This is a genomic window from Microbacterium petrolearium (assembly GCF_054782875.1).
Genome location: NZ_BAAGRQ010000011.1, coordinates 50,904 through 66,142 on the forward strand (window position 1 = coordinate 50,904; position 15,239 = coordinate 66,142).

Genomic DNA, 15,239 nt, shown 5'->3' on the forward strand with positions numbered 1-15,239 from the left:
CGCTGTCGCCCTCGGTAGCGGCGTCACCATCAAACAGATCGCCGCCGACTTCGGTATCAGCGAAGCGACGTTGCAGAACTGGCTCCGTCAAGCCGACGTCGAAGACGGTAACCGTCCCGGCCAGACCGCCGCGGACGCCGCCGAGGCGCGGGAGTTGAAGAAGCGGATCCGGTTGCTCGAGCAGGAGAACGAGGTCCTCCGCCGTGCGGCGGCGTATCTGTCGCAGGCGAACCTGCGGCTTGGTGGCTCCCCAAAATGACGTACCCGCTCGTATCTGAGCTCGCCGACGCGGGGATCCCCGTGACGGTGTCGTGCCGGGTCCTGAAGCTCGCCCGCCAGCCCTACTACCGGTGGCGCAACGACCCCGTCCGGGACGCGGACGTGCTCCGCGCATATCGGATCAACGCGCTGCATGACGCGCACCACGACGACCCGATGTTCGGCTACCGATACCTCGCCGACGAAGCCCGCCGGGCGGGGTGGCGGATGAGCCGGCGGACGGCGTGGAAGCTGTGCTCGCAGGCCGGGATTCTCTCGTCCGCGCAACGCCGGCGACGCGGGAAGGGGAAGAAGGCCGGGCCGCCCGTGTTCGACGACCACGTCCAGCGGGTGTTCCGCGCCGATGCACCGAACCGGCTCTGGCTCACGGACATCACGGAGCACTGGACGAGCGAAGGCAAGCTCTACTGCTGCGCGATCAAGGACGTGTTCTCCAACCGCATCGTCGGCTACTCGATCAGCGACCGGATGACCGCGAAGCTCGCCGTAGACGCCGTCCGAAATGCTGTCGCGCGCCGCGGTGAGGTCGCCGGCTGCATCACGCCGATAGGGGCAGCCAGTTTCGCAGCCGCGCGATGGTCCGCGAGTTACGCCGTCACCACATGGTCGGATCGATGGGACGAGTCGGCGCCGCCGGCGACAACGCGGCCATGGAGAGCTTCTGGTCACTGCTGCAAACGAACGTTCTCAACCAGCAGCGGTGGGCGACCCGGCAGGAGCTGCGACTCGCCATCGTCGTTTGGATCGAGCGGAAGTATCACCGCCAGCGCGCCCAGGACACCCTCGGCGGCTTGACGCCCATCGGGTTCGAAGCCAAGCTAGCCGAGCCGCTCACACTCGCGGCCTAAACCGAACCTGTCACCAGTTCGCTCACGCCCATCCGTCCGATCCTGTGCCTTCGATGCAGGGAGGAGAGTGGTTGGTGACTGTTCAGAAAGAAGGAGTCATGCAGAACCTCACCGTTCTCGGCACGGGTGTGCTGGGATCGCAGATCATCTTCCAGGCCGCGTACTTCGGCAAGACCGTCGTCGCGTACGACATCAGCGATGAGATCCTCGCCAAGCTGCCCGAGCGCTGGGAGTACCTCAAGCCGCTGTACCTGCGCGACCTGCCCGACGCGACGCCGGAGAAGCTCGACGCCGCCGTGGCGCGCATCCGGGCGACGAGCGACCTGGCCGATGCCGTGTCGGACGCCGACATCATCATCGAGGCCGTGCCCGAGCGCCTCGACATCAAGCGCGACACGTGGGCGAAGGTCTCGGCCGTCGCTCCCGAGAAGACGATCTTCTGCACCAACTCGTCCACGCTGCTGCCGAGCGACATCGTCAGCGCGACGGATCGCCCGTCGAAGTTCCTCGCCCTGCACTTCGCCAACGAGGTGTGGAAGAACAACACCGGCGAGGTCATGGCGCAGTCCCAGACCGACCCCGCCGTGTTCGAGCAGGTGGCCCAGTTCGCCGAGGAGATCGGCATGGTCGCGATCCGGGTCAAGAAGGAGCAGCCGGGCTACGTGCTCAACTCGCTCCTCGTCCCCCTGCTCGGAGCCGCCGCCGCCCTCTGGGTGAAGGGGGTCGCCGACATCGAGACGATCGACCTCACCTGGCGCAAGGCGACCGGCGCTCCCCTGGGCCCGTTCCAGATCTTCGACGTGGTGGGCATGGTCACGCCCTACAACCTCAACAAGGACAGCGCCGACCCGGTCCAGCGCGAGTTCGCCGAGCGCATCAAGAAGGACTACATCGACACCGGCCGCCTCGGCCGCGGCGTCGGCAAGGGCTTCTACGACTACGCCTGACGCACCGCTCGACGGCGCCCTGGATCCCTGCGATCCGGGGCGCCGTCGCGTATAGCCCGGCAGGCATACGATCGTCAACCCTCCCTCGCCGATTCCGGTTCCGCCGTCGCGATCGGGATGCTGGTCAGAGCACCATCCACTGGCCGAAAGGCAGGACAGACGATGACGTTGACCGCAGATCCCACCCCCGCTCGACGCAGTGCCGGCGCCTACGCGCCGATGTCCTCCGGCCACCCCGCGCTGGGCCGTGCCCCGGAGGCGACGATCGTCCCCGTCGGCCTGGACTGCTACCAGATCGTGCTCGACGGCACCGTCAAGGGCTACGTCTGCGCCATCGGCGACGGCTGGGAGTGCTTCGCCGGCACGCACCTCGGCGAGGCCCGCCCGACCGGCTCCCGGCACAGCATCACCGCCGCGATCCGGGATCTGTGCCGCGAGTGAGCGTCCCCCGGGAACGGCGAAAGGCCCGGACCGAGGTTCCGGGCCTTTCGCACACGGTAGCGGAGGCGGGAGTCGCGCGGCGCGGGCGGCGCGCTCCAGCCGCGCCAGTCGGAGTCGCCGACGAACCCGTGGCCGCGATCGTAGGCGACGCGTGCCTCCTCCGTGCCGACGAGCTCCCACGCGCGCTGCACGTCGATGAACTCCGCGGCCTCGCCCCCGGCGTCGGGGTGGGTCTGGCGCAGGCGCAGGCGGAAGGCCCGGCGGAGCGCGTCGACGTCGGCGGAGGGGTCGACGCCGAGCACCTCATACGCCGACCTCGAGAGCGGGCTGTCGAACATGGGCTCCTCGATCGGGGGACGTCCAGCCTATGTGCCCGCCCGTCGCGTCAGGTGCTGCGGTCGGCCTCCTCGGGGAGCCGATCGACCGGCACGACGACCACGTCCTGCATCTTCCAGTCCAGCTGCGCGACGCCGTCCGACGCGTCGCGCAGCTGCCGGAGCGTCACCCGGCCCCGGCGCGGCACAACGAAGGCCTCCACGTGGAACACCTGGCCCTGGTCGCGCATCCGCACCGCCGCCCGCGTCACCCACGGCAGCGACCGCAGGTAGCCGACCGTCTCGGCGATGAGCGGATGGGGCTCGCCGTCGTCGTGCGTGCGGGCGCGCCGATCCATGAGGTCGGTGATCGCGGCGCGCGTGTTGCGCAGCCCGTCCCAGATGATGCCGAGCGAGATGAACAGGGCGGCCGCGCCGTCCAGCCACCAGATTCCGGCGCCCACGCCCAGCACTCCGACGATCGACGCGGCGTTCGTGTGCCAGTCGGCCCGCGCCATGTCGGCGTCGGCGTAGAGCAGCTTGTTGTGCAGCACGGGGGCGAGCTTCGCCTTGGCGCGGCCGTAGAACAGCGGCCCGATCACGATGAGCGCCATGACGCCCACCATGAGCCAGCCGAGCCACACGGTCTCGCCGAACAGCCGGACCGTGCCGATCGTGGGATGCTCGGCGGCGATGAGGCCGACGACCGCCTCGACGGCGAGGTTCGCGCCGACGGCGAGCAGAGCCACACCGGCCACGAGGTGGCCGACCCCCATCGCGCGATGCCGGCCGTAGGGATGCGCCTTCGACGGGCGCCGGCGCACGAACAGCAGCGCGACGAGGAAGGCGAGCTGCGGCAGCAGCGAGAGCATGTCCTCGATCCAGGCGGTCTTCATCGCCTGCGAGTTGCCGACGACGAACGCGACGAGCGTGATCGTCACGAGCGTGTAGCCGATCGTGAACAGCTCCCAGCGCACGGCGCTGCGCAGCGCGGCCCGCTCGCGCTCCGGCAGATCGGTGCGCCCGAATCGGGTCACGATCCGACCTCCTCGTCGAGGAAGGCCTCGAGCTCGGCGAGCATGGCGTTCTCGCCCAGGGGCACGAGCACGGCGATGGGCCGCCCGTCCGCGCCCGGGATGCCGGGGTAGCCGCGCGTGAGGCCGACCCGATCCGACCACGGCGTCGCATCGGTGAAGCCGCCGACCGCGAGGTCGAGCCGCCCCTCCTCGAGGCCGGTCACGAGGCTCTCCTCGCTCGCCACCGTCCACTCGGTGTCCGCGTCGATCCGATCGGCGAACTCCTCGACGAGGTCCACGAGGGGCCCCTCCGGCTCGCCGCCGCGCACCTCGACGAGCCTCGGATCCGCGGACGCTCCCGCCCGCAGCGTGCCGCCGCTCACGCGGTCGAGCGTGCCGTCCGGATCGGAGGGGATGCTGAGCCCGCAGGCGGGGAGGGAGAGGGCCGCCGCGAGCAGCGCCGCAACCCGGAGCCACGGCCTCCGCCGGCGCGGTCGGTGCGCGACGCGTCGGTTCTGCATGCCCCGAGCCTTGCCGCGCGGGCGCCGGGACGCAATGCCTTGCGAGGGCCTGGCACGCCGTTGTAGCCGGGCGCCGCCCCGGCCCCTGCCGAATCGTTCTCCCAGGTGGCCGGAATAGGATGATCCGGTGACTATGACGGCCCGGCACGTGCAGTTGCTGCGCGCCCTGTTCGCGGCGATCGCCGCCGTGATGATCACGTTCTCGCCGGATCACTCCGCCGAGGTCGGCCTGGCGGTGTTCAGCGGCTTCGCCGTGACGACCGCCGCCGTGCTGGGGCTCGCGGTGTGGCTCGTGCAGCCGCAGGGCCAGCGCGGCCGGTTCGTGCTGCTCGCGACCGTCTACCTCGTCGCCGGCGTCGTGAGCGGGCTGCCGCAGCTGCGTAGCACCACGATGCTGTTCGCCGTGCTCATCGCCTGGGGTCTGCTCGCGGGCCTCGTGGAGGTCGTCATCGGGCTCGTGGAGCGCCGCGCCGGCCGCGAGACGGCCCGCGACACGATCGTCGCCGGCGTGCTCGGCCTCGTCCTGGCGCTCGCCGTGCTCCTCGTGCCCGCCGGCTACCGACTCGACTACTTCATCGAGGACGCGGGCCGCTCGTTCACCCTCACCGGCACGATCATCGCCGTGGGCCTGCTCGGCGGCTACGCCGCCATCCTCGCCGTCTGGTTCGGGATCGCCGGCCTCTCGCCGCGCGCCGCGAGCGCATTGCAGACGACCTCCGCGGACGCCGACCCGGCCACCCCGATCCCCTCCGCCCCGACCCCGAAGGACCCGCAGTGACCGACAAGAGCCGACGCCGCGACCTCATGCGCCCCGTGCAGCTGGTGGGGATCGCGTTCGTCGCCGCGGCGTTCGCCGGCCTCGTCACCGCGATGGCGATGGGAGCCTGGCAGGCGATCCCCGGCGAGGACGTGCTGCGGGCATGGGCGGTCGCGGGGATCGTCGCGGGCGTGTCGTTCATCGCCGTGCTGCTGATCCTCTCGCTGCTGCTGCTGGCGATCGATCCCGCCGACGTGGAGCGGCCGGTCGACGGGCCCGTTCTGCTGCGCCGTGAGCCGAAGGATCGGGCCGCCGACGAGGGCACTCGCGGCGAAGACGGATCCTGATCCCCAACGGTCCCCACATCTCCCCTAGAATGCCCATGGATCGCGCGGCCAGTATCCTGCGCGGGGGACAGGGGCTTTCATGGCACATGACACTGGGGCTATCGAGGAATCGACGATTCCCTCGGGGATGAGCTCGACCAAGAAGCTGCGCGTGGAGTTCGCGGGCGAATGGCACGAGCTGGCGCCCGATCAGCAGTTCACGATCGGTCGCGAGGGCGACCTCGAGGTGGACGACAACCAGTACCTGCACCGCATCTTCCTGGAGATCTCGTTCTACGACGGGCTCTGGTGGCTCGCGAACGTGGGATCGCGCCTGTCGGCGACGGTCTCGAGCGCGGGCGGTGCGGTGCAGTCGTGGCTCTCGCCCGGCGCGCGCATGCCGATCGTCTTCGCCGAGAGCGTCGTGGTCTTCACGGCCGGGCCCACGACCTACGAGCTCAACCTGCACGCCGACGAGGCTCCCTTCGCGGTCTCGTCGTCGATCCAGAACCAGGTCAGCGGTGAGACCACCGTGATGCCGGTGAGCTTCACCCCGCTGCAGAAGCTGCTCATCGTCGCGCTGGCCGAGCCGATGCTGCGCCGCGACGGCGTGAGCATGAGCGAGCTGCCGTCGAGCACGGCCGCCGCACAGCGCCTCGGCTGGACGATGAGCAAGTTCAACCGCAAGCTCGACAACGTCTGCGACAAGCTCGACCGCATGGGCGTGCAGGGGCTGCGCGGCGGCCCCGGCAAGCTGGCGACGAACCGCCGCGCGCGCCTGGTCGAGTACGCGGTGTCGTCGAACCTCGTCACCCGCGACGACCTCGGGCTGCTCGAGGACGAGGCGCTGCGCGCGCAGGACTGAGCCTCGAGAACCGCCGCGGTCAGCGGGCGGTGAAGCGGGAGAGGTAGTCGTCGGGCTCGGGACCGTCGTCGCCGTAGCGCTGCGCGATGTCGGCGCGCAGCTCGGCGGTGAAGGCGCCGTTGCCGAGCGTGTTCTCGGTGAGCGCGAGCGCCTGCTCCGCCGCCGCCTTCTGCGCCGCGCGGATGGTGCTTGTGAGGAGTTCGCCGAGCGCCTGCGGGGCGAGATCCATCGCGGCGCCGCCGAGCTCGACGGCCGATACGGCGCCCTTCGCCGTCGCGACGACCGTCACCTCGCCGCGCGGAGAGCTGGCGCGCGAGGTGGTGTCTTCGATCTCCCGCGACAGGCGGTGGATGGCCTCCTGCCGGCGCCGGGCCTGGTCCATCTGCTGCTGCACGCGCTCGCGCGCCGCCGCGAGGCCGCTGAGTGGGTCGGTCATGAGTTCTCCAGGATCTCGGCGAAGCCGGCGAGCGGGTCCGTCATGCTCACTCCCACCCCGCGCGCGCGGCAACGAGATCGTCCCACATGATCTTGATGAGGATGGAGGTGTCGTCGTCGGCGAGCGGGAGGCCCAGCTGCTCGGCGAGCCCGCCCAGGTCGATGTACCCCTCGTGCACGCCCGGCCGGCGGCCGTCGCGCACGCCCAGCGAGATCCGCTCGAATCCCGACCCGGCGTTGTCGGCGATGACGGTGAGCATGGCGCGCAGCTGCGCCTCGGTCATCGAGTCGTCGTCGATGTCGACCCCGACGGACAGGTACTGCGCGAAGCCCTCGTACCCCGTGGATGTCTCGACCGCGGTCACGCGATCGTCGGCCTCCTCCAGCGCGGCCGGGAGCCGATCCGCACTTCCCGCGGCGCATCCGACGAGCGTCGCCGCCAGTGCGGCAGCCCCCGCGATCGCCGCTGCGATTCGATAGCCTCTGCGCACGTCACTCGTTCCAACGGTGCTGCTGGTGGTCGACGACCTCACCCGATACGAGTCCCAGGAACTCCTGGTACGACGGGTCGTCCTGCATCTGAGTCTCCCACGCGGCCACGCTCTGCGCATAGTTGTCGTTCTTGTGGATCTCCATCACGTCGACCGGATTGGACGTCGGGTTCGGCAGCGTGATCGTGTGGTGGTTCGGGTGGGGGGACGAGCCGTTCGCTCCGATGACCGTGTCCAGATGGGGGACGGGATCCGTCGCGTGCTGGAAGGAGTAGACGGGGATGTCGGGATCGAGGTCGAAGGTGCCGGTCGGGGAGCCGTTCGTCACGACGCCGACCGTGGAATACGGCGAGTTCTCGGCCAGGTTGGCCGCCATGATGCCGCCCTGGCTGAAGCCCGTCCACACGACCTCGGCGCCGTCGGGCACGCCGGCGTCCTGCATCGCCTGGTACACCGCGCGCTCGTACTGCGTGCGCAGCAGCTCATTGTCCATGGTCATCAGCGCGACGTTGGAGTTGAGGTCGTTCGTGGCCCCTGCGTCCGTCGGGATGTTCCAGTCCTGCGTCGACGGCAGCGACACGACCCAGCGGTACTCGTCGCCGACCCGGATCTTCTTGACGTCGACGACCGACTGCTCCGAGCCGCCCATGCCGTCGGTGTAGGTGTTCTGCTGGACGAGATCGGCGAGGGACCCGAGCCGATCGACCTCCTGCGCCTTGAGGTAGTAGTCGTACTGTTCCATCGTGAGGTCATCGGGGTGGACCTCGGTGACGCGCGCGTCGTTCTGCAGAAGCGTCGAGGCGCCGCCGCCCAGGGCCCAACCGGCAGCCCCGCCACCGAGGCCTCCGGCGATGGCGCCGGGGATGCCGCCGAGGCCGAAGCCGCCGACGGCGCCGAGCGTCGGCCCCAGCGAGGCGCCGATGTACGGCGCCGCTTCGGCGGCGATCTCGCGCAGGACCTTCAGCGCCTCGAGCAGCAGCGGCCACAGCGCCTGGATCAGCGCGATGAGCTGCGTGAAGGCGTCGAACATCCGCTGGATGAGCGCCCCGCACATCTCGATGAAGTACCAGGCGCGGTCCATGAGCTTCTGGAGCTTCTCGACCCGGTCGAACGGGTCGAGGGAGTGCAGGCTCAGCTCGAAGCCGAACAGGTCTCCGACGAGACCCGCCAGCTCCGAGAGCGCCCCGACGACCGCGTCGTGGACCATCGTGACGATCTGCGACGCGAGCTCGAGCGCCTCGGCGATGGCCGAGGTGCTCTCGGACGTCAGCTCCAGGCGCGACCGGAGCTCGTCGAACCGCTTCCTCATCGCGCGTGCCGTGCGGCCCTCGAGCACGTCGAGGCGGTTGTCTGCCGCGTGGAGGTCCTGTTCCACGGCGTCGATGATGTTCGCTGCGCGGCGCCAGTCGTCGGCGAACGCCCGCACCTGGCCCTCGTCGCCGACCAGATCGTCGAGCCACTCGTTCAGCGGAGCCACGTACTCGAGGGCGAACCCCACGATCGTCGCGGCGACACCGCCGGGGCTGCTGAAGTCCGTTCGGAACGCGGCCGTCCCGCCCTGCGCCCACGACCCGTTCCGGATCGCGGTGGCCGCGGCCGCCGTCACTGGAGGGCCTTCTGTCCGGCGAGGTCGGCCTCGGCGGCCGTGTAGCGCGCGCCGGAATCGGCATCGACGTCCTCGAACGCCTGGCGAGCGGCGTCGACGTCGCTCGCGAGCGTCACGCAGGCCGCCGACCCCGTCGAGATCAGCGCCTCGACGAGCTCGGACAGCGGGGGCAGCGCGCTGCCGAACGGGAGGTTCATGAGCCCGAAGGCCGAGGTGGAGACGTCCGCCTGCCGTGCACGCGATGCCGCGTCCTCCAGGTCGCCCGCCGCAGAGGAGAGCGTTGCCGAGGCGCGACGCATGACGCCGAAGTCGATATCCACGAGACCGGTCATCTTGTTCCCTCCAGATCCGTCCGCATCGATGCTAGGGGCGGACGGACCGGGAGCGGGATGGGGAGGACTGCCCTCGTCAGAGGTAGGTGCGGGTGACCTGCTCGGCGAGGCCCGTGTAGGTCGCGGGGGTGAGGGCGAGCAGGCGCTGCTTGGCCTCGTCGCCGATGTCGAGGCCCCTCACGAACTCCGCGAGGTCCGCGGGCCCGACGCGGCGACCGCGCGTGAGCTCCTTGAGCAGCGCGTACGGATCGGTGATCTGCGAGCGCCCGGCGACCACCTCGGCGCGCACGACCGTCTGGATCGCCTCGCCGAGCACCTCCCAGTTGGTGTCGAGGTCGGCCAGCAGCACGTCGCGCGAGAGCGAGATCTCGCCGAGGCCGCGCAACAGGTTGTCGAGCGCGAGCAGGGAGTGTCCGAACGCGACGCCGATGTTGCGCTGCGTCGTGGAGTCGGTGAGGTCGCGCTGCAGCCGCGACGTGACGAGTGTCTGCGCGAGCGTGGTGAACAGGCCGCCCGCGATCTCGAGGTTCGCCTCGGCGTTCTCGAAGCGGATCGGGTTGATCTTGTGCGGCATCGTCGACGATCCGGTCGCGCCGGCCACGGGGATCTGGGCGAAGTAGCCGAGCGAGATGTACGTCCAGATGTCCTGCGCGAGGTTGTGCAGGATGCCGCCGGCGTGCTTGGCGGCGTCGTAGAGCTCGACCTGCCAGTCGTGCGATTCGATCTGCGTCGTGACGGGGTTGAACGTCAGGCCCAGGCGCTCGACGAACTCGCGCGCGATGTTGGGCCATGCCACCTCGGGCGCGGCGGCGAGGTGCGCCGACCAGGTGCCGGTCGCGCCCGAGAACTTGCCGAGGTACTCGGTCTGCTCGAGGCGGCGGATCACGCGCTCGAGTCGCCAGACGAACACCCCGAGCTCCTTGCCCATGGTGGTGGGCGTGGCGGGCTGGCCGTGCGTGCGCGAGAGCATCGCGGCGTCGGCGTGCTCGAGGGCCAGGCCGCGCAGCCGCGCGGCGACCTCCTTGAGCTTCGGCAGCCACACGCGCGTGACGGCGCGCTTGACCGTGAGGGCGTAGGCGAGCGAGTTGATGTCCTCGCTCGTGCAGCCGAAGTGGGTCAACTCGGCGATGTCGTCCAGCCCCAGCTGCGACAGCCGGTCGCGCACGAGGTACTCGACGGCCTTCACGTCGTGGCGGGTGACCGACTCCTTCTCGGCGAGCCAGTCGATCGCGTCCTGGCCGAACGTCAGGTACAGCGCGCGCAGCTGCTGCTTCGTCTCCAGCGGCAGCGGGCGGGTGCCGAACAGCGCGTGGTCGGTGAGGGACAGGATCCACTCCACCTCGACCTCGACGCGGGCGCGGTTCAGGCCGGCCTCGGAGAGGTAGTCGGCGAGCGGCGACACCGCGGCGCGGTAGCGGCCGTCGAGCGGGCTCAGGGGCTGGGGCGGGAAATCGCTCACGGGAGTCCTCAGGATCGCGGACGAAGGGCGGGCTCCAGCTGACGAAACAGCGCCCGACCGGATCGTTCGATCATACCGAGCACCTCGTCGAAGGCCGCGTCGTCGTCGTAGTACGGATCGGGCACGTCCCGGCCCTCCGCCTCCGGATCGAACGACAGCAGCAGCGCGATCTTGTCTCGGTCCTCGTCGGTGCGCGCCCAGCTGGTCAGGATCCGCTCGTGCGTGCGATCCAGCGCCACGACCAGGTCGTTGTCGCGGAAGTCGCTCGCGGCGAACTGCCTGGCCCGGTGCAGCGACCCGTCGTAGCCCCGTCGCCGCAGCGCCTCGATCGTGCGGGCGTCGGCGCGCTCGCCGACGTGCCAGTCGCCGGTGCCCGCGCTCGCGGAGACGACCCGGTCGCCGAGGCCCGCGGCGGTCGCCAGGTGCCGGAACACGACCTCCGCCATGGGCGACCGGCAGATGTTGCCGGTGCACACGAAGACGACGCGGAAGGCATCCGAGGGCATGCGGCCATTCTGGCGGTGCGACCCCCGTCGTCCCAAGGCCGGCCGCGCATCGGGCGCGGCGTCCGCTCGCTCACAGCGTGCGAAGGCGCGGGAGCCGTCCACATCCGCCGCTCGCGCGCCCCGCCGGCGGCCGCCATCGCGGATCGTGGAGCCATGACGAGCGCGACGCAGATCGACGAGGTGGTGGAGGCGATGTGCGCGTCGCTGCGGCGGGCCTCCGACGACCTGACCACGGCGGCGATGATCATCCGCGCCGCGCGACGCAGCGCGATGTGGGAATCGCCGGCCGGCGACGCCGCGCAGGCCGAGCTGGAGGAGCGGGCGGGCGCCGCCTTGGACGCGGCCGTGGCGTGCGACAAGGTGGCGGCCGGGCTGCGCGCCGCGGTGGGATAGGAGGCGCGATGACCCTCGAGATCCGTGCGGGAGGAGCGATCGCCGTCGACCCCGGCGAGCTGCGCGAGCTGGCGGCACGCGTGGACGAGGCGCGCGGCTGGGTCGACTCCGCGGCCGCCGAGGCCGACGACGCGGCCTGGAGGATGCGGGAGCTCGCCCTGCTGAGCCCGACGTACTGGGATGTCCCCGCGCTGCAGGACCGGATCTCCCGGGTCGGCCCCGACCTCGACGACCTCGCGAGCCGCATCCGCACGGTGGCCGACGCCTACGAGCTGGTGGAGCTGCGCGTGCTCGCGGAGCTGATGCGGCAGTGGCCGGGGGAGGGGCCGGCGGCGGAGCGCGAGCTCCGCGGGATCGAGGAGCGGATCGCGGCGATGGAGTCGGCGGATCCCGCCGCGCTGGCGCAGGCCGACGCGCTGCTGGCGCAGTGGCGCGCCGAGGTCGGCGTGGAGTTCGAGCGGCAGTGGAGGTCCGCACCGCCGCCGCCGGGGTACGCCATCCCGTTGGAGCCGATTCTCCACGGGCTGCGGGGGACGCTCCTGTCTGTGCTGATGCTGCTGCCGATGTTCCTGCGCATGCACGTGCCCGCGCTCGGGCTGGGCGTCGTGCCGGCCGGCGCACGCCTGACCGGTGCGGCGGAGCCGGTGCGGGTGCGGGTGACGAGCGTGGGCGCCGCGGTCGCCCCCACCGGGCTCGAGGAGGTGGCGCGGCGGATCCCGTCCGGCGGCGACGCCCGGGTGCGGGTGGAGAGGTACACGATGCCGGACGGGTCGCGCCAGTTCGCGGTGTACCTCGCCGGCACGCATGGCGGCGACGACGACGCGTGGGACTGGCGCTCCAACGTCGAGCTGTACGGCGGCGAGCGCTCGGCCTCGTTCCAGGCCACACAGGAGGCGCTCGAGCGTGCGGGGGCGCAGCCCGGCGATGTGCTGCACATCGCCGGCTTCAGCCAGGGCGCGATGATCGGCGCGCGGCTGGCGGTGGAGGGCGGCTACGAGGTGGCCACGAACATCGGCTTCGGCTCGCCGGTCGACGCGCAGACCGAGCCGGGCACCCTCGCGGTCGCGGTGCGCCACACCGACGATCCGGTCGCCCTGCTGGCGAGCGGCGGCATGGCGGCGGGGGCCGGATCGCCCGACAGCCTCGTCGTGGAGCGCCTGTTCGATCCGTCGATCGGGAGCGAGGAGTACACGGTGCCGGCGCACCGGCTCGACGCCTACGCCGAGACCGCCGCCATGGTCGACGCGAGCGACGATCCCCGCGTCGGGGCCGTGCGCGAGGCGCTCGCCGCGCTCGACGGAGCGGTCGACGTCGACGTCACCGAGTACAGCGCGACCCGGATCGAGGAGGAATGAGCCGTGGCGGCGTCAGCGGCCCTTCTTCGCCTGGGGCCGCAGCACGATCCCGAACACCCAGTTGATGATGCTCAGCAGGATGCCGGCGAGCACCGCCGGCCAGAAGTCGCCCGTCGACAGGCCCCAGCCCCAGAAGCTCGTGATCCAGGCGGTGATCATGAGCAGCACGCCGTTGAGCAGCAGCGAGATGAGCCCCAGCGTGAGCACGAACAGCGGGAACGCGACGATCTTGATGATCGTGCCGATCACGGTGTTCACGAGGCCGAACAGCGCGCCCAGCAGCGCGAGCGTGAGCACCAGCTGCAGGTCGTCGGCCGGCGGGAACGCCGTGACGGTGATCTGCAGGAACGGGATCAGGGTGAGCACCCAGATGCCGAAGCCGTTCACGATCGAGCGGATGAGGAAGCGCATGGCCCCAGTCTGGCATCGCGCGCCGTGTGGCGGGAGCCGCGGCTCCCGCACGCGCCGGCAGGCGCCGCTGACGGCAGGCGCCGCGCCGTCAGCCGATCAGCGCGTTCACGATCATCGGCACCCCGAATCCGACAGCCAGGCCGAGGACCGCCGCGGCGCCGATCCATCCGAGCTCGCGGCCGATGGGACCGTGGGGCAGCGACGTCCGCCAGCGAGGATCGGCCGCGATCTGCCCGAGCGTGGCGGCGTCGACCCGGCCGTCCAGCACGGCGACGTCGGTGTCGGGGGAGGCGAGGCGCACGGCGGCGAGGGCGCGATTGGGCAGGCGCGGCTGCCACGACGCGGGCACGAGCGCGAGCACCCGGCGCGGGCCCTGCGCGGCCAGCGCGTGCAGCACCACGATGCGGGCCGTGGGCTCCACGGGGGTGGGGTAGCCGGCCAGGAATCCGGGCACGCCCGCGGCCGACCTGCTGCGCACGACCCGCGCGGGAGCGAACTCGCCCTCGACGCCCCGCGCGACGTAGGCGCCGGACGCGTCGGCCAGCTCCCGCAGCAGGCGCCGGTTCGCGCGGAAGAAGAGGGGCAGGCCGATCGCCAGGCTCGCCAGCGCGAGGAGGCACGCGACGAGCACGAGCGGCAGGACGATCCGGTAGTCGGCGCCGGCCAGGCCGGCGAACTGCGAGCCGAGGACGAGCCAGACGGCGAGCTGGGCGCCGGCGTTGAGCCGGGTCGCGGCGTCGTTCAAGCGGTTGAAGTACTGGAGGAACGGTAGCGCCCAGGGGCGCGGCCGCCGGCGGACAGATCTGGGCGGATCTGCCCACCGCGGGCGCCGCCATAGGATCGTCGGGTGACCAGCGAGCCCGTCCTCCCCCGCATCCGGCCCGAGATCGCGGCGCTGCCGCCCTACAAGCAAGGGCGGGCCGCCGGAGCGGGCGGGTTCAAGCTCTCGAGCAACGAGAACCCGTTCGAGCCGCTGCCCGGGGTGGTCGAGGCCGTGCGGGCCGAGGCGACGCTCAACCGCTACCCCGACGCGACCGCGGCGCGCCTGCGGGAGGCGCTGGGGGCGAAGCACGGGGTGGACCCCGGGCAGGTTCTCGTGGGCGCCGGCAGCGTCTCGCTGCTGGCGGCGTTCATCCAGGCCGCCGCCTCGTCCGGCGACGAGGTGCTCTACGCGTGGCGCTCGTTCGAGGCCTACCCGGGCCTCGTGCTCGTGGCGGGGGCGACCGGCGTGGAGGTGCCGAACCGCGCCGACGGCGGGCACGACCTCGACGCCATGGCAGCCGCCGTGACCGAGCGCACGCGCTGCATCCTGCTGTGCACGCCCAACAACCCGACCGGTCCCGTCATCACGAGCGCGCAGTTCGCGGACTTCGTCGCGCGCGTGCCGAGCGAGGTGCTGATCCTGCTCGACGAGGCGTACGCCGAGTTCGTCACCGACGACGCGGCCGTCGACGGTCTGGGGGAGCGGGTGTTCGAGCGGCACCCGAACGTCGTCGTGCTGCGCACGTTCTCGAAGGCGTACGGACTCGCGGCGCTGCGCGTCGGCTACGCGATCGGGCACCCGCGCGTGCTCGACGCGGCGCGCGCGACCCTCATCCCGCTCTCCGTCACGGCGCAGGCCGAGGCGGCGGCCGTCGCCAGCCTGCGGCACGAGGCCGAGATCGCCGAGCGCGTCGCCGTGATCGCGGAGCGGCGAGACCGGCTCGTCTCCGGCCTGCGCGCCGCCGGCTGGGACGTGCCCGACTCGCAGGCGAACTTCGTGTGGCTGCCGACCGCCGACCCCGCCGTGGCGCGCGCGTTCGACGACGCCGGGCTCATCGTGCGGCCCTTCCCGGAGGGCGTGCGCATCTCGGTCGGCGAGGAGGAGTCGCTCGCGCCGGTCCTCGACGTGGCACGCTCCCTGCGCTGACGCGCTCGGGCACCCGGCGCGTTCGGCA

Annotated in this window: 18 protein-coding genes and 2 pseudogenes; 9 read left to right on the forward strand and 11 right to left on the reverse strand. The window is 71.6% G+C overall.

All coding sequences use genetic code 11. From position 1 onward, the window contains the following. Position 1: 1 nt before the first annotated feature. From ACYVJ0_RS09835 to ACYVJ0_RS09845, 3 genes and pseudogenes are all read left to right on the forward strand, one after another. A pseudogene (locus tag ACYVJ0_RS09835) lies at positions 2–1,127 on the forward strand (IS3 family transposase); the annotation flags it as partial. 98 nt (positions 1,128–1,225) lie between these two features. Beyond that, positions 1,226–2,074, forward strand: coding sequence for a 3-hydroxyacyl-CoA dehydrogenase (locus tag ACYVJ0_RS09840; RefSeq protein ID WP_449853072.1), 849 nt, complete (start codon positions 1,226–1,228; stop codon positions 2,072–2,074). A 162-nt stretch (positions 2,075–2,236) separates the two neighbouring features. After that, entirely contained in the window at positions 2,237–2,515 is a 279-nt protein-coding gene (locus tag ACYVJ0_RS09845) for a hypothetical protein (protein ID WP_449853133.1), read from the forward strand. Positions 2,516–2,568: 53 nt separating this feature from the next. Here ACYVJ0_RS09845 and ACYVJ0_RS09850 read toward each other — a convergent pair. The 3 genes and pseudogenes from ACYVJ0_RS09850 to ACYVJ0_RS09860 all read right to left on the reverse strand — a co-directional run. Then, positions 2,569–2,853, reverse strand: a pseudogene (locus ACYVJ0_RS09850) (DnaJ domain-containing protein); the annotation flags it as partial. A gap of 47 nt (positions 2,854–2,900) precedes the next feature. Next, positions 2,901–3,866, reverse strand: coding sequence for a cation diffusion facilitator family transporter (locus ACYVJ0_RS09855; protein WP_460817569.1), 966 nt, complete (start codon positions 3,864–3,866; stop codon positions 2,901–2,903). Further along, the gene (locus ACYVJ0_RS09860; RefSeq protein WP_460817570.1) at positions 3,863–4,366 is read right to left on the reverse strand and encodes a transporter substrate-binding domain-containing protein; all 504 of its coding nucleotides are present in this window, start codon (positions 4,364–4,366) and stop codon (positions 3,863–3,865) included. Before ACYVJ0_RS09860 ends, ACYVJ0_RS09855 begins: the two co-directional genes overlap by 4 nt. Before the next feature lie 133 nt (positions 4,367–4,499). On the opposite strand from ACYVJ0_RS09860, the gene ACYVJ0_RS09865 reads away from it, so the two are divergent. The 3 genes from ACYVJ0_RS09865 to ACYVJ0_RS09875 all read left to right on the forward strand — a co-directional run bounded on the left by ACYVJ0_RS09865 (position 4,500) and on the right by ACYVJ0_RS09875 (position 6,314). Then, positions 4,500–5,144, forward strand: coding sequence for an acyl-CoA synthetase (locus tag ACYVJ0_RS09865; RefSeq protein ID WP_460817610.1), 645 nt, complete (start codon positions 4,500–4,502; stop codon positions 5,142–5,144). Then, entirely contained in the window at positions 5,141–5,470 is a 330-nt protein-coding gene (locus ACYVJ0_RS09870; RefSeq protein WP_460817572.1) for an amino acid transporter, read from the forward strand. Before ACYVJ0_RS09865 ends, ACYVJ0_RS09870 begins: the two co-directional genes overlap by 4 nt. A 127-nt stretch (positions 5,471–5,597) precedes the next feature. Continuing rightward, the gene (locus tag ACYVJ0_RS09875) at positions 5,598–6,314 is read left to right on the forward strand and encodes an FHA domain-containing protein (RefSeq protein WP_449853076.1); all 717 of its coding nucleotides are present in this window, start codon (positions 5,598–5,600) and stop codon (positions 6,312–6,314) included. Positions 6,315–6,333: 19 nt separating this feature from the next. Here the strand turns inward: ACYVJ0_RS09875 and ACYVJ0_RS09880 are convergent, their stop codons facing one another. The 6 genes from ACYVJ0_RS09880 to ACYVJ0_RS09905 form a co-directional block, all read right to left on the reverse strand. Next, on the reverse strand, positions 6,334–6,750 hold the full coding sequence (locus ACYVJ0_RS09880; RefSeq protein ID WP_460817574.1) for a YbaB/EbfC family nucleoid-associated protein: 417 nt from the start codon (positions 6,748–6,750) through the stop codon (positions 6,334–6,336). A gap of 46 nt (positions 6,751–6,796) precedes the next feature. Next, positions 6,797–7,114 carry a hypothetical protein gene (locus ACYVJ0_RS09885; RefSeq protein ID WP_449853078.1) on the reverse strand — a complete coding sequence of 106 codons (318 nt, stop codon included), beginning with the start codon at positions 7,112–7,114 and terminating at the stop codon, positions 6,797–6,799. 127 nt (positions 7,115–7,241) lie between these two features. Then, positions 7,242–8,846, reverse strand: coding sequence for a WXG100-like domain-containing protein (locus ACYVJ0_RS09890; RefSeq protein WP_460817576.1), 1,605 nt, complete (start codon positions 8,844–8,846; stop codon positions 7,242–7,244). Further along, on the reverse strand, positions 8,843–9,178 hold the full coding sequence (locus tag ACYVJ0_RS09895) for a type VII secretion target (RefSeq protein WP_460817578.1): 336 nt from the start codon (positions 9,176–9,178) through the stop codon (positions 8,843–8,845). Before ACYVJ0_RS09895 ends, ACYVJ0_RS09890 begins: the two co-directional genes overlap by 4 nt. A 76-nt stretch (positions 9,179–9,254) precedes the next feature. Further along, positions 9,255–10,637 carry an adenylosuccinate lyase gene (gene purB, locus ACYVJ0_RS09900; RefSeq protein ID WP_460817579.1) on the reverse strand — a complete coding sequence of 461 codons (1,383 nt, stop codon included), beginning with the start codon at positions 10,635–10,637 and terminating at the stop codon, positions 9,255–9,257. An 8-nt stretch (positions 10,638–10,645) separates the two neighbouring features. Continuing rightward, complete coding sequence (locus ACYVJ0_RS09905; protein WP_449853082.1) at positions 10,646–11,143, reverse strand: low molecular weight protein-tyrosine-phosphatase; 498 nt, start codon at positions 11,141–11,143, stop codon at positions 10,646–10,648. A gap of 153 nt (positions 11,144–11,296) precedes the next feature. Here ACYVJ0_RS09905 and ACYVJ0_RS09910 point away from each other — a divergent pair, with 153 nt between their 5' ends. After that, positions 11,297–11,536, forward strand: coding sequence for a hypothetical protein (locus ACYVJ0_RS09910; protein WP_449853083.1), 240 nt, complete (start codon positions 11,297–11,299; stop codon positions 11,534–11,536). A gap of 8 nt (positions 11,537–11,544) precedes the next feature. Beyond that, positions 11,545–12,891 carry a hypothetical protein gene (locus ACYVJ0_RS09915; RefSeq protein ID WP_449853084.1) on the forward strand — a complete coding sequence of 449 codons (1,347 nt, stop codon included), beginning with the start codon at positions 11,545–11,547 and terminating at the stop codon, positions 12,889–12,891. 12 nt (positions 12,892–12,903) lie between these two features. Here the strand turns inward: ACYVJ0_RS09915 and ACYVJ0_RS09920 are convergent, their stop codons facing one another. Then, a complete protein-coding gene (locus ACYVJ0_RS09920; RefSeq protein WP_449853085.1) occupies positions 12,904–13,302 on the reverse strand; it encodes a phage holin family protein in 399 nt (132 codons plus the stop codon). Positions 13,303–13,390: 88 nt separating this feature from the next. Then, positions 13,391–14,047 carry a hypothetical protein gene (locus ACYVJ0_RS09925; RefSeq protein WP_460817582.1) on the reverse strand — a complete coding sequence of 219 codons (657 nt, stop codon included), beginning with the start codon at positions 14,045–14,047 and terminating at the stop codon, positions 13,391–13,393. Between the two features lie 102 nt (positions 14,048–14,149). On the opposite strand from ACYVJ0_RS09925, the gene ACYVJ0_RS09930 reads away from it, so the two are divergent. Then, positions 14,150–15,211 (forward strand): histidinol-phosphate transaminase, encoded by a 1,062-nt coding sequence (locus ACYVJ0_RS09930; RefSeq protein ID WP_460817583.1) that lies wholly within the window; start codon positions 14,150–14,152, stop codon positions 15,209–15,211. Positions 15,212–15,239 lie beyond the last annotated feature (28 nt).

Coding starts and splice junctions, on each gene's coding strand:
- ACYVJ0_RS09905 (WP_449853082.1), bottom strand. CDS start 11,143: ATGCCCTCGGATGCCTTCCGCGTCGTCTTCGTGTGCACCGGCAACATC.
- ACYVJ0_RS09915 (WP_449853084.1), top strand. CDS start 11,545: ATGACCCTCGAGATCCGTGCGGGAGGAGCGATCGCCGTCGACCCCGGC.
- ACYVJ0_RS09880 (WP_460817574.1), bottom strand. CDS start 6,750: ATGACCGACCCACTCAGCGGCCTCGCGGCGGCGCGCGAGCGCGTGCAG.
- ACYVJ0_RS09845 (WP_449853133.1), top strand. CDS start 2,237: ATGACGTTGACCGCAGATCCCACCCCCGCTCGACGCAGTGCCGGCGCC.
- ACYVJ0_RS09920 (WP_449853085.1), bottom strand. CDS start 13,302: ATGCGCTTCCTCATCCGCTCGATCGTGAACGGCTTCGGCATCTGGGTG.
- ACYVJ0_RS09875 (WP_449853076.1), top strand. CDS start 5,598: ATGAGCTCGACCAAGAAGCTGCGCGTGGAGTTCGCGGGCGAATGGCAC.
- ACYVJ0_RS09865 (WP_460817610.1), top strand. CDS start 4,500: ATGACGGCCCGGCACGTGCAGTTGCTGCGCGCCCTGTTCGCGGCGATC.
- ACYVJ0_RS09895 (WP_460817578.1), bottom strand. CDS start 9,178: ATGACCGGTCTCGTGGATATCGACTTCGGCGTCATGCGTCGCGCCTCG.
- ACYVJ0_RS09840 (WP_449853072.1), top strand. CDS start 1,226: ATGCAGAACCTCACCGTTCTCGGCACGGGTGTGCTGGGATCGCAGATC.
- ACYVJ0_RS09910 (WP_449853083.1), top strand. CDS start 11,297: ATGACGAGCGCGACGCAGATCGACGAGGTGGTGGAGGCGATGTGCGCG.
- ACYVJ0_RS09860 (WP_460817570.1), bottom strand. CDS start 4,366: ATGCAGAACCGACGCGTCGCGCACCGACCGCGCCGGCGGAGGCCGTGG.